The sequence below is a fragment of the Pseudomonas sp. P1_F1_2 genome, assembly GCF_056405815.1.
Genome location: NZ_JBFUBK010000039.1, coordinates 18600 through 39815, shown reverse-complemented (window position 1 = coordinate 39815; position 21216 = coordinate 18600). Strand labels below are relative to the sequence as shown.

Here is a 21216-nt window from a genome sequence, read left to right as displayed (position 1 = left end):
TCGGATTTGGATCGAACGAATGACTGACACCCGCAACGGCGAGGACAACGGCAAGCTGCTCTATTGCTCCTTCTGTGGCAAAAGCCAGCATGAAGTACGCAAATTGATTGCCGGCCCCTCGGTCTTTATCTGCGACGAGTGCGTCGACCTGTGCAATGACATCATCCGTGAGGAGGTGCAGGAAGCCCARGCCGAAAGCAGCGCGCATAAATTGCCTTCGCCTAAAGAAATCAGCGGCATCCTTGATCAGTACGTGATTGGTCAGGAGCGTGCGAAAAAGGTTCTGGCCGTAGCGGTGTACAACCACTACAAGCGCCTGAACCAGCGTGACAAAAAGAATGACGACGTCGAGCTTGGCAAGAGCAACATCTTGCTGATYGGCCCGACAGGCTCGGGTAAAACCCTGCTTGCCGAAACACTGGCCCGCTTGCTGAACGTTCCGTTCACCATCGCCGACGCAACCACCCTCACCGAGGCGGGTTATGTGGGTGAAGATGTCGAGAACATCATTCAGAAGCTGCTGCAGAAGTGCGATTACGACGTAGAAAAAGCCCAGATGGGCATTGTCTACATTGATGAGATCGACAAGATCTCGCGCAAGTCTGACAACCCGTCGATCACCCGGGACGTTTCCGGTGAGGGCGTGCAGCAGGCCCTGCTCAAGTTGATCGAAGGCACGGTCGCTTCCGTTCCGCCGCAAGGTGGCCGCAAGCATCCGCAGCAGGAATTCCTTCAGGTCGACACCCGTAACATCCTGTTCATCTGCGGTGGTGCGTTCTCTGGTCTGGAAAAGGTTATTCAAAACCGTTCCACCAAGGGCGGCATCGGTTTCAACGCAGAAGTGCGCAGCAAGGAAGAAGGCAAGAAAGTCGGTGAGTCCCTGCGTGAAGTCGAGCCTGACGATCTGGTCAAGTTCGGTCTGATCCCGGAATTCGTCGGTCGTCTGCCGGTACTTGCCACGCTGGACGAGCTTGATGAGGCTGCGCTGATGCAGATCCTCACCGAGCCGAAAAATGCTCTGACCAAGCAGTACGCCAAGTTGTTCGAGATGGAAGGCGTGGACCTGGAATTCCGGGCCGACGCACTGAAATCGGTCGCCAAACGTGCTCTGGAACGCAAGACCGGTGCCCGTGGACTGCGTTCGATTCTCGAAGGTGTATTGCTCGACACTATGTATGAAATCCCCTCGCAGTCCGAGGTGAGTAAAGTAGTGATCGACGAAAGCGTTATAGAAGGCAAGTCCAAGCCACTGTATATCTACGAAAACAGTGAGCCTGCTGCCAAGGCCGCGCCAGACGCTTAAGCGTCATGCAGCCGGAACAAAGAAGGGGCCTTCGGGCCCCTTTGCTATTGTGGGCGCTGGATTGTCGGATCGCCGCACCGCAGCGAAAGCGGCCTGACAACCATCCATTCCCTTAGCTTCCTAAGGTTGCGATCTTTTACTGCTTTTATCCGCTTGTTTTTTTCCAGAGCAGCCCCCATCTTGGTTTCAAGCTTACTTCCATCTGTTTACGGCCTTATGGCCGCCGTAGAGGCGAAATCATGAAGACAACCATCGAATTGCCTCTCCTGCCATTGCGTGATGTTGTGGTTTATCCGCACATGGTTATCCCGCTGTTCGTGGGGCGCGAGAAATCCATCGAAGCCCTCGAGGCAGCGATGACGGGCGACAAGCAGATCCTTCTGCTGGCTCAGAGAAACCCTGCTGACGACGATCCCGGTGAAGATGCACTTTATCGCGTAGGTACTATTGCAACCGTTCTACAGCTGCTCAAGCTGCCTGACGGCACGGTCAAGGTTTTGGTCGAAGGCGAGCAGCGGGGCGCCGTGGAGCGCTTCAGCGAAGTGGACGGCCACTGCCGCGCCGAAGTCTCGCTGATCGATGAAGTCGACGCGCCTGAGCGCGAGTCGGAAGTCTTTGTTCGCAGCCTGCTGGCTCAGTTCGAACAATATGTACAGTTGGGCAAGAAAGTCCCGGCTGAAGTGCTGTCGTCGCTCAACAGCATCGACGAGCCAGGCCGCCTGGTCGACACCATGGCCGCGCACATGGCCCTGAAGATCGAGCAGAAGCAGGAAATTCTCGAAATCATCGATTTGTCGGCCCGTGTCGAGCACGTTCTGGCGCTGCTGGATGCCGAGATCGACCTGCTGCAAGTTGAAAAACGCATTCGTGGTCGCGTCAAAAAGCAAATGGAGCGCAGTCAGCGCGAGTACTACCTGAATGAGCAGATGAAGGCCATTCAGAAGGAGCTCGGCGACAGCGACGAAGGCCACAACGAAATCGAAGAGCTGAAAAAGCGCATCGATGCCGCTGGCCTGCCCAAAGATGCCTTGGCCAAAGCCCAGGCTGAACTGAACAAACTAAAGCAAATGTCGCCAATGTCCGCGGAAGCGACCGTGGTGCGTTCGTATATCGACTGGCTGGTTCAGGTGCCGTGGAAGGCCCAGAGCAAAGTCCGTCTGGACCTTGCGCGCGCCGAGGACATTCTCGACGCCGACCACTACGGTCTGGAAGAAGTCAAAGAGCGGATCCTCGAATACCTCGCCGTGCAAAAACGCGTGAAGAAAATTCGTGGCCCGGTGTTGTGCCTGGTCGGTCCTCCGGGCGTGGGTAAAACCTCGCTGGCGGAGTCGATTGCCCACGCCACCAACCGCAAATTCGTGCGCATGGCCCTTGGTGGTGTGCGTGATGAGGCTGAAATTCGTGGCCATCGCCGTACTTACATCGGTTCGATGCCAGGAAGATTGATTCAAAAGATGACAAAGGTGGGCGTCCGCAACCCGCTGTTCCTGCTTGATGAAATCGACAAGATGGGCAGCGACATGCGTGGCGATCCGGCGTCGGCGTTGCTGGAAGTGCTCGACCCCGAGCAGAACCACAACTTCAACGATCACTACCTGGAAGTCGACTACGACCTGTCCGATGTGATGTTCCTGTGCACCTCGAACTCCATGAACATCCCGCCGGCATTGCTGGACCGGATGGAAGTGATTCGTCTGCCGGGCTACACCGAAGACGAGAAAATCAACATCGCCGTCAAATACCTCTCGCCGAAGCAGATCACTGCCAACGGCTTGAAGRAAGGCGAGCTGGAATTCGACGCCGAAGCGATCCGCGACATCATCCGTTACTACACCCGCGAAGCCGGTGTGCGTGGGCTGGAGCGCCAGATTGCCAAGGTTTGCCGCAAGGCGGTCAAAGAGCATGCGATGGAAAAACGCTTCTCGGTGAAGGTCACTACCGAGATGCTCGAACACTTCCTGGGCGTGCGTAAATTCCGCTACGGCCTGGCTGAGTCGCAGGATCAGATCGGTCAAGTGACCGGGCTGGCATGGACTCAAGTGGGTGGCGAGCTGCTAACCATTGAAGCCGCCGTGGTCCCGGGTAAAGGTCAATTGATCAAGACCGGTTCCCTAGGTGATGTGATGGTCGAATCGATCACTGCAGCGTTGACCGTGGTTCGTAGTCGTGCGAAGAGCCTGGGGATCCCCCTGGACTTCCACGAGAAGCGCGACACGCATATTCACATGCCGGAAGGGGCGACCCCGAAAGACGGTCCTAGCGCTGGCGTAGGCATGTGCACGGCCCTGGTATCGGCACTGACCGGGATCCCGGTGCGTGCGGACGTCGCCATGACGGGTGAAATCACCCTGCGTGGTCAGGTGCTGGCCATTGGTGGTTTGAAAGAAAAACTGCTGGCCGCTCACCGTGGCGGAATCAAGACAGTGATCATTCCTGAAGAGAACGTACGCGATCTGAAGGAAATTCCTGACAATATCAAGCAAGATCTGCAGATTAAACCGGTTAAATGGATTGACGAGGTCCTGCAAATTGCGCTGCAATACGCGCCGGAGCCCCTGCCTGATGTGGCTCCTGAGATAGTTGCAAAGGATGAAAAACGCGAGTCTGACTCTAAGGAAAGAATTAGCACGCATTAGTACGCATTTGGCCGGGTGGCTTCCTTGACAGCTTTTTAGAGCCCTTGTTATAAAGCGGCTCTTAAGTGTCTGTAGGCCATTCAGCACACGTTTTTGCTTTCACCAAAAAAACTTAGAATCATACTCAAATAGATAGATATAAGGGGACTTAGAGTGAACAAGTCGGAACTGATTGATGCTATCGCTGCATCCGCTGATATCCCGAAAGCTGCTGCTGGCCGTGCGCTGGACGCAGTAATCGAATCCGTCACTGGCGCTCTCAAGGCTGGCGACTCCGTTGTTCTGGTTGGTTTCGGTACTTTCTCCGTAACTGATCGTCCAGCTCGCATTGGTCGTAACCCACAGACCGGTAAGACACTGGAAATCGCGGCAGCCAAAAAACCAGGTTTCAAAGCCGGTAAAGCACTGAAAGAAGCTGTCAACTAAGTTCGATTCAGGTTTTTGCCTATCCGGGTCGGGGTCATGCCTGACCTGGCAGCGGAGCGGTAGTCCAGCCGGCGAATGCCGGTCTGAGACACTGAGGGTCGCAAGTTCGAACCCTCGGTCCGCTCCGCCAGTTACGAGAAGGCGCATCCCCGGATGCGCCTTTCTTCTATCCGGATTCTACCCACGCTCCACGGTTGCCTAATTTTTGAAGTTCAACCGTTTCTGGGGGACGCATGCTGCAGAATATCAGGGACAATTCACAAGGCTGGATTGCCAAGACCATCATCGGGGTCGTCGTTGCATTGATGGCTTTGACCGGTTTCGATGCCATTTTCAAGGCCACCACGCACAGCAATGATGCGGCCAAGGTCAATGGCGAAGAAATCAGCCAGAACGAGCTGAGCCAAGCGGTTGATATGCAACGCCGTCAGCTCATGCAACAGCTGGGCAAGGATTTCGACGCTTCCTTGCTGGATGAAAAAATGCTGCGCGAATCGGCCCTCAAAGGCTTGATCGACCGAAAATTGCTGCTGCAAGGCGCACAGAACTCGAAATTCGCTTTCTCCGAAGGCGCCCTGGACCAAGTGATCCTGCAGACGCCTGAATTCCAGGTCGACGGCAAGTTCAGCCCTGAGCGTTTCGATCAGGTGATCCGTCAGCTCGGTTACAGCCGTATGCAGTTCCGCCAGATGCTGGCTCAGGAAATGCTGATTGGTCAGCTGCGTGCGGGCCTGGCAGGTAGCGGATTCGTCACCGACGCCCAGGTGCTGGCCTTCGCTCGTCTGGAAAAACAGACCCGCGATTTCGCCTCCCTGAACGTCAAGGTTGACCCGGCGGCTGTGAAGCTGACCGACGATGAAGTCAAAGCCTACTACGACGAACACGCCAAGGAGTTCATGACGCCGGATCAGGTGGTCATCGATTACCTGGAATTGAAGAAGGCTTCCTTCTTTGATCAAGTCAGCGTCAAGGACGAAGACCTGCAAGCGGCGTATCAGAAAGAAATCGCGAACCTGTCCGAACAGCGTCGGGCTGCGCACATTCTGATCGAAGTGAACGACAAGATGACCGAGGCGCAAGCCAAGGCCAAGATCGAAGAAGTGCAGGCGCGCCTGGCCAAAGGTGAGAAATTCGAGGCCTTGGCCAAAGAGTTCTCCCAGGACCCGGGTTCGGCCAACAATGGCGGCGACCTTGGCTACGCAGGTCCAGGTGTCTACGACCCGGTCTTCGAAAAAGCCCTGTATTCGCTGAACAAGGATCAAGTCTCCGAGCCGGTTCGTACTGACTTCGGTTTCCACCTGATCAAGCTGTTGGGTGTGGAAGCACCTGAAGTGCCAACGTTTGCCAGCCTGAAAGACAAGCTGACCCGTGAGCTGAAAGCCCAGCAAGTGGAGCAGCGGTTCGTCGAGGCGACCAAGCAATTGGAAGACGCCTCGTTCGAAGCGTCCGATCTGGCCCAGCCAGCACAAGACCTGAAGCTGACTGTTCACACCTCCAAGCCGTTTGGTCGTGAAGGCGGTGAGGGGATTGCAGCCAACCGTGCCGTGATCACCGCTGCGTTCAGTCCTGAAGTGCTGGATGAAGGTGCCAACAGCACCGCCATCGAGCTCGATCCGGAAACCGTGATCGTGCTGCGCGCCAAGGAACACCTCAAGCCTGCACAATTGCCGCTGGAAAGCGTGAATGTCGCCATTCGCACGCAATTGGCCAAGGAGCACGCCAGCTCTGCCGCCAAGACCAAGGCTGAACAGCTGATTGCCAGCCTGCGCGACGGCAAGACCCCGCTGGACAAAGCCATTGAAGGCCAGAACTGGAAAGTGATCGAAGCAGCGACCCGCGCTCAGGAAGGGGTTGACCCAACTGTGCTGCAAGCGCTGTTCCGGATGCCAAAACCAGCCGCCAAGGATAAGCCGTCCTTCAGCAGCGTGACCCTGGCCGATGGTAGCCTGGTGATCGTGCGCTTGAATAACGTGAACGAAGCGGCTGCGCCGACCGATGAAGAGAAGGCTCAGTACCGTCGCTTCCTCGCCTCGCGCATTGGCCAGCAGGACTTCGCGGCTTACCGCAAGCAGTTGGAAAGTGAAGCTGACATCAAGCGTTACTGATGCCTGATTAGCTCTTTGCTGCAAAAAGACCCTGGCCGAAAGGCCGGGGTTTTTTTTGCCAGGGGAAAGGCGAAACGGTTATCCGTCGCCCGATGTGGATGCGGATCGACTTTTTTGCGTCAAAGGCAGTCTTTACACTTGTAACTGTTTTAAGACACTAATCGATACGCCGCTAAGCATCGATCTGTTGCACAATACGCCCCGGACCGTTTTCCTCAGGATGTTCAATGTTTAAATCAATTCCCATGCGCCTCGTCGGGTTGGCACTGGTGCTCGCTGCTGCTGCCGGCTGCTCGTCCAAGAAAGCCGCGATCTATGAGCATGAGAACTTCTCCGACTCCGGCACCTTTTCGCGCAATTACCCGGTGAGCGATGCGCAGACCTGCGAAGCCGCCCGTCGCGCCTTGCTCAGCCAGGGTTACATCATTACCAGCAGCGACCCCAAGTTGATCAGTGGGCACAAAAGTTTCCAGCAGACTGGCGAAACCCACATGGAGATCAGTTTCAGTGTGGTCTGTGCCGATGATGGCAGCGACGGGCACCACGCGACCATGTTTGCCAACGCCCTGCAGGACCGTTACGCGCTGAAGAAGACCAATAACTCCGCCAGCCTCGGTGTCGGTGTGTTGGGCTCGGTGTCGATGCCGATCGGCTCGTCCGACGACTCGATGGTCAAGGTCGCCAGCGAAACCGTTTCGTCGGCCAAATTCTACGAGCGTTTTTTCACGCTGGTCGAATTGTTCCTGCCACCGGAAGCGAAGAAAGCCGCACACATCGTCGAGAAACCGAAGACTGACCTGGGCGTGCCTGAAGCCAAAGCGGCGCCTGCAGCGTTAGCGCCAACGCCTGCGGAACCGACGCCAGCGCCAGCACCGGCTGCTGAGCCTGCACCGGCCCCTACGGCCTCTGAACCTGTTGCACCGCCGGTCGAAACCGCTCCGATTACCCCGGCACAAAACAGCGAACCGGCACCGACCGCAGAAGCTGTCACGCCGCCACCACAGTCGGACCTGCCGCCACCTAGCGAGCCGATTCCGGCCATGCCCATCTCTGGTCATTAAGCGTTTATCTACGGGGTCGGGTCAGACGACATCGATCCCGTAGGCGCTTAACGTTGATCTGCGTCAGCCGGGCCGTAGTCCTACAGCCTGTATCGAAAAAAACCTGTGATAAATTCCTGACCGCCTGCTACGTTTTATTGAGTAGCCGCTGAGCGGTGCACCTGCGTCATTTTTCTTTCACGGGGGCACTTTATGCTCAGGGTGTTGGTCATTTATTCAGGCATTTTTCAAGCGAGCACTGGGGGATTCAAAAATGGACGATTATCAAGAAGAGCTGCTCGAGTACCAGGCGTTTGAACTGGATCCGCTGGAACCCGCCGAAGACGCTACCGAGCTGTAAGCGTCAAGCGGATTGGCGATGACTGCGGCGAAACTCGCCAGGGGTCTGACCATTCCAGCGTTTGAAGGCCCGCTGGAAGGCTTCAGCTGAAGCGAAACCCAGCAGATAAGCGATTTCTCCGAACGCCAGTTCAGTATCGCGAATGTAGGTCATGGCCAGGTCGCGACGCGTGTCGTTGAGAATTGCGCGAAATTGCGTGCCTTCCTCGGCGAGTTTGCGGCGCAAGGTCCAGGTGGGCAGCTTCAGGCGTGCCGCCACTTCTTCCAGGTCGGGTTCCCGACCACCATTGAGCAACGGCCCCAGTAACTGAGTGATGCGTTCACGCAGGCTGCGGGTGCGGGTCAGTTGTTCCAGTTCCCGTTCACAGAGTTGCAGTAAATGCCGCCAGGTACTCGGGCAATGCTGCGGGTTGCGTTGGGCGAGGCTGGGCAGGCTCAGGCGCAGTTGGTTGTGCTCGGCGCCAAACTGGATCGGACAGTCGCCCAGCAGGCCATACGCTTCGCGGTAATCCGGAGCATCGAATTCGATTTCTATGCGCTCTGCGCGCAGCGGGGCAGGGCTCAGGCTGGACAACTGCTGCAACCAGCCGGCGATGATCGAATCCACCACGAAGCGGTTGTAGGCGTTGTAGGGGGTGATGGAATAGAAGCGCAGCCATGCACCCTGAGCGTCTTCATGAAAACTCGACTGGCCGCGATAGTTAGAGCCGTACAAGGCTTCGAAGCGAATCAGGCAGCGCGCGGCTTCTCGAACGGTAGGCGCCTGGGCGGCCGTGACCCCGGCCAGACCCGCCTGGCTCAGGCGACTGAGCTGGCCCATGCGCAAACCCAGAGCCGGGTCATCCGTCAGTTGAATTGCACTGTGGCCCAGGCGCATGTAACGCGGGATCGACAGCCGGGCACCGGGCTCCGCCAGTCGGGCCGCATCCAGTCCGTATTGATCGAGCAACGGTTGAGGATCTACGCCATGGTTGTGCACGGCATCGGCCAGGCTATGGACGAAGCCCACCGACAAATCCCCGAGGCGCATCGGCTGCGGTTTCATGGGTTACAACCAGAGGTTCAACAACCGCGCGCCGCGGGCATTGCCGTCGGCGAACTGTTGACCGTTGTTGCTGAGAAAGCTTTGCCCGGCGCTGCCCCTGTCCCAGAACTGGCCGCGCAGGAACACGCTCATCCCGGCAATGGCCTGGCTGGAAGGCGATTGGCTTGTCAGTGTCAGGCGATGCCAGGCTTGACCTTCGCTCAGTTCGCCGGCCTTGAGGGTGACGGATTCGGGTGTCGGCAACCCTCGGTATCCCCGCCACGGTTTATCCCAAGTGTCGCGCCCGATAACGTACGCCGGAACGGCCACCAGTCGCACGCCCTGAGCATCGAGTTTTCGGTAGTTTTCCGGGTACCAACTGTCGCTGCCGATCAACACACCCAAGCGTCCGGCGGGCGTATCGATGACGTTGAGTGCCTGCAGGTCATTGGCCTTGATGTCGTCATGTTCCTCGAACACCGGATGCATCTGGCGTTGGGGTTGGCCGATCGGCACGCCGTCGCGCCCGAATATCACGCTGCTGTTGTACAGCGCACCGCGTCCGATTTTCAGCGTACCGTCAATGATGCTGGGCTCCGGCAGCACGATGGTGCCCGCCACCAGCGTCACATGAAACTCTTTCGCCAGCCCCCCGAACAGTGCCTGGTAATCCTTGGCCATGCCTTTGGCCTTCATCCGCAAATGAGCGTCGTCGAGACGGCTGCCGCCGTTGGCACTGAACAGTGCGCGGACAAACTTCAGGGGATTGCTCGCCGCCAGCCAGTTCATCGCTTCCTGGAGCGTGGTGGCCTGGTACAGCTCATCTTTTTCACCGCTGACCATCAGCCAGGTGCCGACATGTTCAGGCAGCACGACGATGGTCTTGTCATTCAACAGGCCCTCATCCTGGGCCTTCTGAAGATAGGCCGCGAGTTTGCGATGCAAGCGTTCGGGGCTTTGATAGTCGGTAGGGAACAGCTCAGGCTGGATGCCCAGCAGATTGCCGCGATCGGCGGGTTCGCCTTGATCAATGGCCAGGTTGATGCGCAGGTCCGACAGGTAATGGCCCACCGGACGATCCGCGGCCCACATGGCGTAGGTTGTCAGGGTGGCAACGATGGCCATGGAAAAGGTCAGGTACAAAAGTTTGCGCATGGGGGAGCAATCAACAGCCGTGTTCAGGGCATGGCTTTTCACCAGGATTTGGATCGAGGATAAAGCGAATCAATGGGTTAATGGGCAATTTTCTTTTTTCTCCGGACAATTCTTCGCTTTTTGGCCGAATGGAATCGGTGCTGGTCATGCTGCCGCCAAGTTACATAACGTACAGCGACCCTTAGTAAAGATCATCGCGCCGAAATTGAGGCAAGTGATCGCTGTGGGTGTTTTTACTGCTTAAGTGTGTTTTAGCCCGCAGAGGCATTCGTTCTGCCTGGCCCCTACACTGCGCGTAATGTGTCCCATGAACACCGCCAGTTGATGGAGGCGGCGCTGGCCAAAGACATCGACAAGGCTTGCGAGTTGCTGGCCAGTCATTATCAGACCACGACCGATTCGGTGCTCAAGCATGCACTGCTGGGATAGCGGTGATGGCCTCTCGCTCAAGCTGCGTTGCAATGTTCGGGTTGGAAAGTAGCGGCGCATCACGACGTTGGCGCAACGCCTTGCGTGGTCATCGAGCATCTTTGTACGCGGCTTGACGCCGGGCAGCCCTGAAGAACTGCAGCTAAGCTCTCCTGCGCTGGGGCGGCGGTGGAAGTGTTGCCTCGGGATGTCTATTTCCGGCAAGGGAGCCCCCCGTCATGAGCGTCGAACAGCGTCATTACAGTCCGCCGACCCTGCTGGTGGTCGATGACACGCCCGATAACCTGATGCTGATGACGGATCTGCTCAAGGATCGCTACCGGGTCAAGGCCGCCAATAGCGGTGAAAAGGCTTTGCGCGTACTACAAGGCGATACACTCCCTGACCTGATCCTGCTTGACGTGATGATGCCCGGGCTGTCCGGCCATGAAGTGGCGCAGCAACTCAAGCGCGACCCGCGTACCCGTGACATTCCGATCATCTTTCTGACGGCCATGGCCGCCACCGAAGACGAGATCCATGGCCTGGAGCTGGGGGCTGTCGACTACATCACCAAACCGATCCGGCCGGCACTGGTCCTGGCGCGGGTGGATACCCAACTCAAGCTCAAGGCGGCGGCAGACTTCCTGCGTGATCACAGCGACTATCTGGAAAAGGAAGTAGCGCGCCGGACCCTCGAGGTGATTGCGATCCAGGATGTGGCCATCCAGGCCATGGCTTCACTGGCCGAGACGCGCGATAACGAAACCGGCAACCATATCCGGCGGACCCAGCATTACATCAAGGTGCTGGCGGAGCATCTGCGTGACCATCCGCGCTTCAGTCACTTTCTCACCGAGGACACCGTCGCCTTGTTGTTCAAGTCGGCGCCGCTGCACGACATCGGCAAGATCGGCATCCCCGACCATATCCTCCTCAAGCCGGGACGCTATACCGAGGAAGAGTTCGAGATCATGAAGACACATACTACGCTGGGGCGTGACGCCATACAGCATGCCGAGGACCAGCTCGGCATGCGCGCCGAGTTTCTCAGCCTGGCCAAGGAAATTGCCTACAGTCACCAGGAAAAATGGGACGGCAGTGGCTATCCGCAAGGGCTGGCGGGTGACGACATCCCGATTAGCGCCCGGTTGATGGCGGTGGCGGACGTCTATGACGCGTTGATCAGCCGTCGGGTCTATAAAGCGGGGATGCCCCACGGGCAGGCGGTCGAGATTATTCGTCAGGGGCGAGGCACGCACTTCGACCCGGACATCTGTGATGCCTTCCTGGATTGCCTCGACCAGTTCCAGACCATTGCCGAGCGTTTCGCTGATACCGATCAGGACATGGCCGTCCAGCGGGCGGCCCTGGAGCGTCTCGGCCAGACTCCGTGAACCCGCAATGGCCCCTTTGTCAGTAATTTCATCAGGTCCACGAGGATAGTCATGGCTGGATTGCGTACCCTGCTTGAGCGCCTCGCGCTACGGCACAAACTGATCCTGGGTTTTTCAGCGCTGCTGCTGTTGGTGTTGGTGCTCGGCGTGCAAAGCCTGCGCACCCAGCAATCGCTGAAGCAAAATATGCAGAACCTTTATCTGCAGGAACTGGTCGGCATGGAGCACTTGCAGGAAGCACGTGTGCAATTGCCGCATATGCTGCAAGCGCTGCAACGCGCGGTGGGCACCGACAGCGCGCAGATTCGCGTCGAATCCCTGCAGCAGTTGCACGAGATCCAGGAGCGCCTGCAACAGGCGGTGGCCCACGCCAAAGTGACCCTCAGGCGCGCGGAGAATCTGGCGCGACTCTCCGAGTTCGACCTGCTGCTGCAACAGTTGCAGCGTCAAAGCGACCAGGCCTTTGTAATGATCGACCAGGGCCAGCAGAACAAGGCGTTAATGCTGCTCAATAGCAGTGAATTCCAGCAACTGGCCCAGCAGGCCGATGGCCTTTTGTACGCGATCGCCCAGGTCAAGGAAGCCTCGATTCGCGACACGGCCAAGGACATTGCCGAGTTTGCCGAACGCAGTACCCTTCTGACCTACATCCTGTTGTTCGGTGGCTTGTCGCTGGCGTTGCTGTTGTCCTGGGTCGTCAGCCAGTCGATCCGCAATCCGCTCAACCGGGTGCGGGTGGCGGTAGACCAATTGGCCGCGGGGCAGCTCGATCAACCGATTCCCCACACCGAAATGAACAACGAAACCGGCGATCTGGCGCGGGCCATCGCCAAATTGCAGACCGAGTCCCAACAACTTGAACGTCAGCGCTGGATCAAGGCGCATACCGCCCAATTGCAGGTCGATCTGCAGCAGGCAGAAACCCCGGCCGAACTGGCGCAGGTGTTCTTGCAATGCATGGCCGGCCTGCACGGAATCGGCCAGGGGGTGCTGTACAGCGCGCAGGAGGATTCTGGCACGCTGGCGCTGATGGGGGGTTATGCCACCGATTCCGAGCGGCCACCCGAAGCGCAGGTCAAGTTCGGCGATGGCCTGTTGGGGCAGTGCGCGGTGGATCGCGTGCCGCGTCAGTTTCAGGCGATGCCGGAGCAATACTGGCGGTTGCGCTCGCCGCTTGGCGAGGTCCCGGCCCGTTGCCTGCTGCTGCAACCCATTGTGCGTGGCGAGCGTTTGTTGGGCGTGCTCGAGCTGGCCGGGCTGGAACTCTTGGGCGAGCGTGAACTGCTGCTCTTGCAGGAAGCCACCCCGCGCCTGGCCGCGGCCATGGCGATTCTGGAGCGTAATCAGGCGGTCAAGACCCTGTTGGCGGAAACCCGGCGCCAGGCCAATGAAATGGCGGAACAGGCGCTGCAGCTGGAGCAGCAGGCGCAGGCACTCGAATCCCAGCAATCGGCGTTGCGCGCCACCGAGGCCTGGTATCGCGGCATTATCGAAGCGGCGCCGGACGGCATGCTGGTGGTGGATGCCGAAGGACAAATCCTGCGCACCAATCGCCAGCTGGATCAGCTGTTCGGCTATAGCGCCGGTGAGCTGCTCGGCGAAACCATCGATCGCCTGGTGCCATTGGCCAGTCGCGGGCGCCACGAGGCATTGCGCAAGGGCTTCATGGCCCACGGCGCCACTCGCCAGATGGGGGCCAACCTGGACGACCTGCAAGGCGTGCGCAAAGACGGCAGTCTGTTCTCGGCAGAGATCAGCCTGTCGCATCTGCCGAGCCTGGAAGGGGGCGGAGACTGCGTGTGCGCGTCGGTGCGCGACGTGAGCGAACGCCGTCATCTGCAGGCGGCACTCAAGGCCAGCGAGGCACAGTTGCGCGCAGTACTCGACAGCAGCCCGGTGGCCATGGAGATCAGGGACGTTGATGGCCGCCCGACCTACTGCAATCCGCAGTTCGACAGTTTGTTCGGGACTCGTCTGGCTGAGCTCGAAGGCACGGATCCAGCGCAGTTCTGGGTCGACCCGCAGGCCCACCAGCGCTTTCTCGAAGCGGCATCGCAAGGTGCAGTGCTGAACTTCGAGACCACTCTGCAGCGCGCAGGAGGCGAGCGCTTCGACGTACTGGTTTCGGCCATCACGATGACGCTGGGGGAGCGGGGCATGGGGGCCAATTGGTACTTTGACATCACCGACCGCAAGACCGCCGAGGCCGAGGTGCAGCGCGCACGGGAGGCTGCAGAAGAGGCGACCCAGGCCAAGAGCAACTTCCTGGCCACCATGAGCCACGAGATCCGCACGCCGATGAACGCCATCATCGGCATGAGCTACCTGGCATTGCGCACCGAGCTCGACCACCGCCAGCGCAACTACATCGAAAAGGTCCATCGCTCGGCGGAATACCTGTTGGTGATCATCAACGACATCCTCGACTTCTCCAGGATCGAGGCCGGCAAGATGCACCTGGAGCACATTCCCTTCCACCTCGAGGCCGTGCTCGACAGCTTTGCGAGCATGATTGGCTTGAAAGCCGAGGACAAAGGCCTGGAGTTGCTGTTCAGCACCGATGCCGAGCTGCCGACCGCCTTGATCGGCGACCCGCTGCGTCTTGGCCAGGTGCTGATCAACCTGGGCAACAATGCGACGAAGTTCACCGAGCAGGGTGAGATCGTGCTCGGCGTAGAGCAGCGGGGCTCTGCGGGAGAGCAGGCGCAGTTGCATTTCTGGGTACGTGACACTGGCATCGGCATGAACGCCGAACAATGCTCGCGCCTGTTTCAACCCTTCAGCCAGGCTGATAGCACCACCACCCGCAAGTACGGTGGCACCGGGTTGGGCCTGGCCATCTCCCGGCATCTGGTGGAGTTGATGGGCGGGCGCATTTGGGTTGAGAGCGAGCCGGGCCAGGGTTCCACTTTCCATTTCGAGGTGAGTCTGGGCGTGCAGCGTGACAGCCAGTTGCGGCGCATGGTGACCGCCGACGAATTGCTTGGCAGCCGTGTGCTGGTGGTCGATGACAACGCCAGCGCGCGCGAGATCCTGTCCAGCATGGCGCGCAGTTTTGGCGTGGAGGTGGACGTCGCGCAAAGTGGCAGGGCCGCACTGGCCATGCTGGTGGACGCTGAAGCCAAGGCGCTGCCCTATGATCTGGTGCTGATGGATTGGCGCATGCCTGGCATGGACGGTGTGGAGACGGTGCGGCAGATGCAGGCCGCTAAACTGGCGCATACGCCGTCGGTGATCATGGTCACGGCGTTCGGTCGCGAGGAGGCCCGCGAGGAAGCCAGTCGGCACGGCATTCAATTGCCGGTGGTACTGACCAAACCGGTGACGCCGTCTACGTTGCTTGAGGCACTGGGTACGGTGCTCGGCAAGACTCCCCAGGCCGATACCCGGGCCAGTGAGCGATTGGGCCAGAGCGCCGGCGCCATGGCCCGCCTGCGTGGCGCGCGACTGCTGTTGGTGGAAGACAATGAGCTGAACCGCGAGCTGGCCTGTGAGCTGCTGGAGAGCGCCGGAATCGAGCTGTGCCTGGCCGTTCACGGCGCAGAGGCGCTCGACCAACTGGAACATGATGCAGACTTCGATGGTGTGTTGATGGACTGCCAGATGCCGGTGATGGACGGCTATACCGCGACCCGCAAGATTCGTGAGCAGCCACGCTGGGCGAATCTGCCGGTGATCGCCATGACGGCAGACGCCATGATGGGGGACCGTGAGCGGGCGCTGGCCTGCGGCATGAACGACCACATCTCCAAACCCTTGAACGTTGATGACATGTTCGCCACGTTGGCCAAGTGGATACATCCGCGCGCTGACCGTGGCGCGATGTCGGCCGACGTTTCGCCGGCCACCTCGGTGTCAGCAACGAGCCTGCCAGCCAGCCTTCCCGGTATTGATTTGAACGCGGGCCTGGGCACCTGCATGGGCAAGGTCGAGCTCTACCTGCGCCTGCTGCGCAAGTTTCGCTCCAGCCAGCAGGATTTTTGCGCTGAGTTCCTGGCTGCCCAAGGTCAAGGCGATCCGTTGGTGACGGTCAGGCTGGCCCATACCTTACGCGGTACGGCGGGCAACATTGGTGCCGTTGAAGTGGCGAACGCAGCCGCCGCGCTGGAGCAGGCGTGTCTGAACGATGGGGCGAGCGATGGAACGGAGCAGGTGCTGGCTGACCGGCTGGCGGAGGTTGAGCGCTGCCTGACAACAGTGCTGGAAGGATTATCGGTGATCGACGAACCGACATCGTCCGCAGACTCATCAATCGCGCCACCGGGCAGCGAATGGCATGCGCAGTTGGCCCAAGTCCGGTCGCTGCTGGCCGAGAGCGACACCCAGGCGCTGACGGCCTTGCTCAAACTGCAGGGGCTGGTTTCAGACCCGCGGATGACCGAGCAGCTGCTTCGGGTTGTCCGGCAAGCGGAGCGCTTCGATTTTGATCAGGCGCTGGAGTTGCTTGAAAACCTGTCCTGATAATTGAAGTGGATTGAGCCCGCTCCTGGTCATTCATGCACTTGCGAAGTAAAGCGGCATTGCGAGATTAGTCATGGGGTGCTGCACATTTCGATCATTAAGTTGTCAGTTTCGGTCATTGAGCGGTAGTGGTTCGACTCTTAGTCTGTCCACCATGACTGACGGGAGCCAAAGAGCTCCTGCACTTTTTCCGTGATCGCTCGATGTGGAGTTACAAATGGCCGCCGCTCACTACCCGCACCTGTTGGCCCCGCTGGACCTGGGTTTTACCACGCTGCGTAACCGTACCCTGATGGGGTCGATGCACACTGGCCTTGAGGAAAAGCCCGGTGGATTCGAGCGCATGGCGGCGTACTTTGCCGAACGTGCCCGTGGCGGCGTTGGCCTGATGGTCACCGGCGGTATCGGCCCGAACGATGAGGGCGGGGTGTATTCCGGTGCCGCCAAGCTGACCACCGAGGAAGAAGCGCTCAAGCACCAGATCGTGACGCGCGCGGTGCACGAGGCGGGCGGCAAGATCTGCATGCAGATCCTTCATGCCGGGCGTTATGCCTACAGCCCGAAACAGGTCGCACCGAGCGCCATCCAGGCGCCGATCAACCCGTTCAAGCCCAAAGAGCTGGACGAGGAAGGCATCGAGAAACAAATCAGCGATTTCGTCACCTGTTCGGTACTGGCGCAAACCGCCGAATACGACGGCGTCGAGATCATGGGCTCCGAAGGTTATTTCATTAACCAGTTCCTCGCCGCCCACACCAACCACCGCACCGACCGTTGGGGCGGCAGCTACGAGAACCGTATGCGCCTGCCGGTGGAAATCGTGCGCCGGGTGCGTGAAGCGGTCGGTCCGAACTTCATCATTATCTTCCGCCTGTCGATGCTCGACCTCGTGGAAGGCGGCAGTACCTGGGAAGAAATCGTGACGCTGGCCAAGGCGATCGAACAGGCCGGCGCGACCATCATCAACACCGGCATCGGCTGGCACGAAGCGCGGATCCCGACCATCGCCACCAAAGTACCGCGCGCGGCGTTCAGTAAAGTGACCGCCAAGCTGCGCGGCTCGGTGAGCATTCCGCTGATCACCACCAACCGTATCAACACCCCGGAAGTGGCCGAGCAGATTCTGGCCGAAGGCGATGCCGACATGGTGTCGATGGCGCGGCCGTTCCTCGCCGATCCGGACTTCGTCAACAAGGCCGCTGAAGGTCGCGCCGATGAAATCAACACCTGCATCGGTTGCAACCAGGCGTGCCTGGATCACACCTTCGGCGGCAAATTGACCACTTGCCTGGTCAACCCACGCGCTTGCCATGAAACCGAGCTCAACTACGTGCCGGTGCAGCAGATCAAGAAGATCGCCGTTGTCGGTGCCGGGCCTGCGGGCCTGTCCGCCGCGACCGTGGCCGCCGAGCGTGGTCATCAGGTAACGCTGTTCGATTCGGCCAGCGAAATTGGCGGTCAGTTCAACATCGCCAAGCGTGTGCCGGGCAAGGAAGAGTTCTACGAAACCATCCGCTATTTCAACCGCAAACTGCAGACCACCWACGTCGAGGTGTGCCTGAATACCCGTGTCGATGTGGCGAAACTGGTGGAAGGCGGTTATGACGAGATCATCCTGGCCACCGGCATCGCGCCAAGAACGCCGGCGATTCCAGGTGTTGAAAACGCCAAGGTGCTGAGTTACCTGGACGTGATCCTGGAGCGCAAGCCGGTGGGCAAGCGTGTGGCGGTGATTGGCGCCGGCGGTATCGGTTTCGACGTGTCGGAATTTTTGGTGCACCAAGGCGTGGCCACCAGTCAGGATCGCGAAGCGTTCTGGAAGGAGTGGGGCATCGATACACACCTTGAAGCCCGCGGTGGTGTCGCCGGCATCAAGGCTGAGCCACATGCACCGGCACGTGACGTGTTCCTGCTGCAACGCAAGAAATCCAAAGTCGGCGACGGCCTGGGTAAAACCACTGGCTGGATTCACCGGACCGGTCTGAAGAACAAGCAAGTGCAGATGCTCAACAGCGTCGAGTACTTGAAGATCGACGACGAAGGCCTGCACATCCGCATCGGTGAAACCGGCGAGCCGCACGTGCTGCCGGTGGACAACATCGTGATTTGCGCTGGCCAGGATCCGTTGCGTGAGTTGCAGGACGGACTGGTCGCGGCTGGCCAGAACGTGCATTTGATCGGTGGCGCCGACGTGGCGGCAGAGCTGGACGCCAAGCGGGCGATCAACCAGGGTTCGCGGTTGGCTGCGGAGCTGTAATCCACACAAACCTGTGGTGAGGGGCCAAGCCCTCTCACCACAGGGCTGCTGCTAAGATGCCGGATCTTCTCGTGGATCCGGCATCATGCTTTTTCCTTCCAGCCACTGGCTGCCCCAAGCCCCCCTCGAACCCCTTCATCTCGATTGGCTCACCGCCGCCGGTATCGAGGTCGCGATCCTGCGCCTGGACCAGATCGATCCGCTGATCAGCGGCAACAAGTGGTTCAAGCTCATCGAACACCTCAACGCCGCTGACCTCGCGGGTGCCAACGGCATCATCAGCCTGGGCGGTGCGCACTCCAACCATCTGCATGCATTGGCTGCTGCAGGCAAACGCTTCGGTTTCCGTACCGTCGGGCTGCTGCGCGGGCATGCGCAAGACACGCCGACGGTGACGGATTTGCAGGCGTTCGGCATGCAATTGCATTGGTTGGGGTATGGCKGTTATCGAGCGCGCCATGAGCCGGGTTTCTGGCTGCCATGGACAGAACAGTATCCCGACCTGCAACCCGTGCCCGAAGGTGGCGGGGGGCTGCGTGGCGCGCTTGGCTGCATGCAACTCAAGACCCAGGTCTGTGAGCGACTGAACGACCTGGGCTGGAGCGATTACGACGGCTGGTGGCTGGCCTGTGGCACCGGCACGACCCTGGCGGGTCTGGTGCTGGCCGAGGCCGGTGAACGCAAGGTGTATGGGGCGATGGCAGTGCCCGATGATCACGGCGTTGCGCAAAACGTCGAATCCATTCTGCAGGAGGCGGGTTTGCGACTGCACAACTATGAGCTGCTGGACGCCAGTCGTGGCGGTTTTGCCAAAGTCGATCAGCCGTTACTCGACTTCATCGAACAGACCGAACTAGCCGGCGGCGTGCCTCTGGAGCCGTTGTACACCGCCAAGGCGCTGCTGACGCTCAAGCAGAACGTCGAGGCTGGACGCTTCAAAAAGGGCATGCGGCTGATCTTCATCCACACCGGCGGCTTGCAGGGCCGCCGGGGATTTGTGTAGCAGGGCTGCGTTCAGTTGCGCTTGGGCATCATGCGCAGCAAGGTGTTATCCCGCACCACGTAATGGTGATAAATCCCGGCTACCGCGTGCAGGCCAATCAGCCAGTAGCCGATAGTGCCACCGAGCTCGTGCCAGCCCTGGAGCTCTTTGGCGAATTCCTTGTTTTCGGCGACCAGCAACGGCAGATCAAAACCGTAAAACATCACTTGATTGCCCTTGGCGCTGGTCACCAGCCATCCCAGAATCGGCATGGCGATCATGAAAATGTACAGCGCCCAGTGCATCAGCTTGGCCAGCGTGGTTTGCCAGTGAGGCGAGGCGGGGAAGATCTGCGGCGCCGGGCCGAAGCTGCGAGCGAACAGCCGCAGCCACACCAACACGAACACGGTCAGGCCGAGCATGAAGTGTGATTCGACGATCAGGGTCCGGCCGCCACTGCCTTTGGGAAAGATCCCGCGAAACTCGATAGAGGCGTAAACCAGCGCCAGCAAGACCAGCATCAACCAATGCAGCGTGATCGATACCGTGCTGTAGCGTGATTCGGAATTCTTCCAGGGCATACGGTGTTCCTCACAGGTCTGGTCTAAAGCCACCGTTCTTGTTCGACGGTGTTCCTTTACTGTAATCCGCTTTGATGGATTTGCCTGCGGCTATTTGTCGTTGCAACGCTCTGGATCAAGTGATTGGCCAAAAAAAAGCGCCCGTTCCGCGAAGAACTGGCGCTTTGATCAGCGGCAAAATTTCAACATCAGCTGTTTTGCGGCATTTCACCCTTGGCCAGACGCTTGTTGATGTCGGCGATGACTTCTGGCAAATCGGTGATGGTGTCGATCATGTAGTGCGGGCGCGAGCCTTCGAACATGGCATGGATGCGCTTGCGTTCGCTGTCCAGTTTATCGCTGCCCAAGGCGCGGTAGCCTTCGTAGTCCAGGCCCAGCGCGTTGCCCGAGCAGATCAGCGCCACGGTCCACATGCCGGCGCGGCGACCTTCGAGAATGCCCGGCACGGTGTCGTCGATCTTCACGCAAGCCGCGACATCGTCGATGCCCAGCGCAATCACGTTGGCCAGGGCTTGAGCCGGCCAAGGGCGGCCGTTGGGCACTTCGTCAGTGGCCACCACGTGATCGGCGACGTAACCATTGGTGGCCGCCAGTTCGACCACTTTGTCCATGACCTGTTTCGGGTAACCGGAGCAGGAACCGATCTTGATCCCTTGCTGGCGCAGGTTGGCGATGGTGTCCAGGGCGCCTGGAATCAACGCCGAGTGCTCGGCGATTTTTTCGATCTGCAGCGGCATGAAGCGTTGGTAGATGGCGGTGACGTCATCGTCGGTTGGCGTGCGGCCGAACACGGCGCGATAACGCTCCGCGACTTGCGGCTGATCGCACAGGGTGCGGATGTGGTCCCACTTGCCCATGCCCATCGGTCCACGGGCTTCTTCGATGGAAACCTGGACGTCGAATTCGGCGAAGGCTTCGACAAAAATCTGGGTAGGCGCGAAAGAGCCGAAGTCTACGACGGTGCCGGCCCAGTCGAGGATGGCGGCTTGCAGCTTGGTTGGGTTTGCGTAGTTCATGTCTCAAATCCTGTATTTGGGGAATGAAGAGCCCTGTAGCAGCTGTCGAGCCCAAGCGAGGCTGC

General features: G+C 59.3%; 15 protein-coding genes. 10 read left to right on the top strand and 5 right to left on the bottom strand.

All coding sequences use genetic code 11. The features are described 5' to 3' along the window. Positions 1-19 precede the first annotated feature (19 nt). From clpX to AC1D2P_RS13830, 5 genes are all read left to right on the top strand, one after another. On the top strand, positions 20-1303 hold the full coding sequence (gene clpX / locus AC1D2P_RS13850; RefSeq protein ID WP_007946893.1) for an ATP-dependent Clp protease ATP-binding subunit ClpX: 1284 nt from the start codon (positions 20-22) through the stop codon (positions 1301-1303). A 239-nt stretch (positions 1304-1542) separates the two neighbouring features. Continuing rightward, positions 1543-3939 carry an endopeptidase La gene (gene lon / locus AC1D2P_RS13845; RefSeq protein WP_477811469.1) on the top strand — a complete coding sequence of 799 codons (2397 nt, stop codon included), beginning with the start codon at positions 1543-1545 and terminating at the stop codon, positions 3937-3939. A 153-nt stretch (positions 3940-4092) separates the two neighbouring features. Next, positions 4093-4365 carry an HU family DNA-binding protein gene (locus tag AC1D2P_RS13840; protein WP_002552737.1) on the top strand — a complete coding sequence of 91 codons (273 nt, stop codon included), beginning with the start codon at positions 4093-4095 and terminating at the stop codon, positions 4363-4365. A gap of 233 nt (positions 4366-4598) precedes the next feature. After that, the gene (locus AC1D2P_RS13835) at positions 4599-6470 is read left to right on the top strand and encodes a SurA N-terminal domain-containing protein (RefSeq protein ID WP_046032563.1); all 1872 of its coding nucleotides are present in this window, start codon (positions 4599-4601) and stop codon (positions 6468-6470) included. A gap of 227 nt (positions 6471-6697) precedes the next feature. Further along, positions 6698-7531, top strand: coding sequence for a DUF2242 domain-containing protein (locus AC1D2P_RS13830; RefSeq protein ID WP_046032562.1), 834 nt, complete (start codon positions 6698-6700; stop codon positions 7529-7531). Between the two features lie 343 nt (positions 7532-7874). Here AC1D2P_RS13830 and AC1D2P_RS13825 read toward each other — a convergent pair whose 3' ends face one another. From AC1D2P_RS13825 to AC1D2P_RS13815, 3 genes are read right to left on the bottom strand one after another with little or no spacing between them, the layout of a single operon-like run. Beyond that, entirely contained in the window at positions 7875-8915 is a 1041-nt protein-coding gene (locus AC1D2P_RS13825) for an AraC family transcriptional regulator (RefSeq protein WP_223522525.1), read from the bottom strand. A 3-nt stretch (positions 8916-8918) separates the two neighbouring features. Next, the gene (locus tag AC1D2P_RS13820; protein ID WP_109786640.1) at positions 8919-10049 is read right to left on the bottom strand and encodes a nitrilase-related carbon-nitrogen hydrolase; all 1131 of its coding nucleotides are present in this window, start codon (positions 10047-10049) and stop codon (positions 8919-8921) included. Between the two features lie 10 nt (positions 10050-10059). After that, the gene (locus AC1D2P_RS13815) at positions 10060-10197 is read right to left on the bottom strand and encodes a hypothetical protein (RefSeq protein ID WP_158283926.1); all 138 of its coding nucleotides are present in this window, start codon (positions 10195-10197) and stop codon (positions 10060-10062) included. Positions 10198-10349: 152 nt separating this feature from the next. On the opposite strand from AC1D2P_RS13815, the gene AC1D2P_RS13810 reads away from it, so the two are divergent. The 5 genes from AC1D2P_RS13810 to AC1D2P_RS13790 all read left to right on the top strand — a co-directional run bounded on the left by AC1D2P_RS13810 (position 10350) and on the right by AC1D2P_RS13790 (position 19575). Next, positions 10350-10478 carry a hypothetical protein gene (locus tag AC1D2P_RS13810; RefSeq protein WP_477758237.1) on the top strand — a complete coding sequence of 43 codons (129 nt, stop codon included), beginning with the start codon at positions 10350-10352 and terminating at the stop codon, positions 10476-10478. A 218-nt stretch (positions 10479-10696) separates the two neighbouring features. Next, positions 10697-11854, top strand: coding sequence for an HD-GYP domain-containing protein (locus AC1D2P_RS13805; RefSeq protein WP_046032558.1), 1158 nt, complete (start codon positions 10697-10699; stop codon positions 11852-11854). A 51-nt stretch (positions 11855-11905) separates the two neighbouring features. Further along, the gene (locus tag AC1D2P_RS13800; protein ID WP_477758238.1) at positions 11906-16315 is read left to right on the top strand and encodes a response regulator; all 4410 of its coding nucleotides are present in this window, start codon (positions 11906-11908) and stop codon (positions 16313-16315) included. Between the two features lie 217 nt (positions 16316-16532). Continuing rightward, positions 16533-18572, top strand: coding sequence for a 2,4-dienoyl-CoA reductase FMN-binding domain-containing protein (locus AC1D2P_RS13795; protein WP_477811468.1), 2040 nt, complete (start codon positions 16533-16535; stop codon positions 18570-18572). A gap of 85 nt (positions 18573-18657) precedes the next feature. Then, a complete protein-coding gene (locus tag AC1D2P_RS13790; RefSeq protein WP_477811467.1) occupies positions 18658-19575 on the top strand; it encodes a 1-aminocyclopropane-1-carboxylate deaminase/D-cysteine desulfhydrase in 918 nt (305 codons plus the stop codon). 11 nt (positions 19576-19586) lie between these two features. On the opposite strand, the gene AC1D2P_RS13785 is transcribed toward AC1D2P_RS13790, so the two are convergent. Beyond that, positions 19587-20135: a cytochrome b gene (locus AC1D2P_RS13785; RefSeq protein WP_109786637.1), complete on the bottom strand. Its 549-nt coding sequence runs from the start codon at positions 20133-20135 to the stop codon at positions 19587-19589. Between the two features lie 188 nt (positions 20136-20323). Continuing rightward, positions 20324-21151 carry a phosphonoacetaldehyde hydrolase gene (gene phnX / locus AC1D2P_RS13780; protein WP_109786636.1) on the bottom strand — a complete coding sequence of 276 codons (828 nt, stop codon included), beginning with the start codon at positions 21149-21151 and terminating at the stop codon, positions 20324-20326. Between the last annotated feature and the right edge of the window lie 65 nt (positions 21152-21216).

Bases quoted from the DNA above. Each gene is read 5' to 3' on its own strand.
- AC1D2P_RS13835 (WP_046032563.1), top strand. From the start codon at position 4,599: ATGCTGCAGAATATCAGGGACAATTCACAAGGCTGGATTGCCAAGACC.
- AC1D2P_RS13830 (WP_046032562.1), top strand. From the start codon at position 6,698: ATGTTTAAATCAATTCCCATGCGCCTCGTCGGGTTGGCACTGGTGCTC.
- AC1D2P_RS13825 (WP_223522525.1), bottom strand. From the start codon at position 8,915: ATGAAACCGCAGCCGATGCGCCTCGGGGATTTGTCGGTGGGCTTCGTC.
- AC1D2P_RS13820 (WP_109786640.1), bottom strand. From the start codon at position 10,049: ATGCGCAAACTTTTGTACCTGACCTTTTCCATGGCCATCGTTGCCACC.
- AC1D2P_RS13815 (WP_158283926.1), bottom strand. From the start codon at position 10,197: ATGACCAGCACCGATTCCATTCGGCCAAAAAGCGAAGAATTGTCCGGA.
- AC1D2P_RS13805 (WP_046032558.1), top strand. From the start codon at position 10,697: ATGAGCGTCGAACAGCGTCATTACAGTCCGCCGACCCTGCTGGTGGTC.
- AC1D2P_RS13800 (WP_477758238.1), top strand. From the start codon at position 11,906: ATGGCTGGATTGCGTACCCTGCTTGAGCGCCTCGCGCTACGGCACAAA.
- AC1D2P_RS13785 (WP_109786637.1), bottom strand. From the start codon at position 20,135: ATGCCCTGGAAGAATTCCGAATCACGCTACAGCACGGTATCGATCACG.
- phnX (WP_109786636.1), bottom strand. From the start codon at position 21,151: ATGAACTACGCAAACCCAACCAAGCTGCAAGCCGCCATCCTCGACTGG.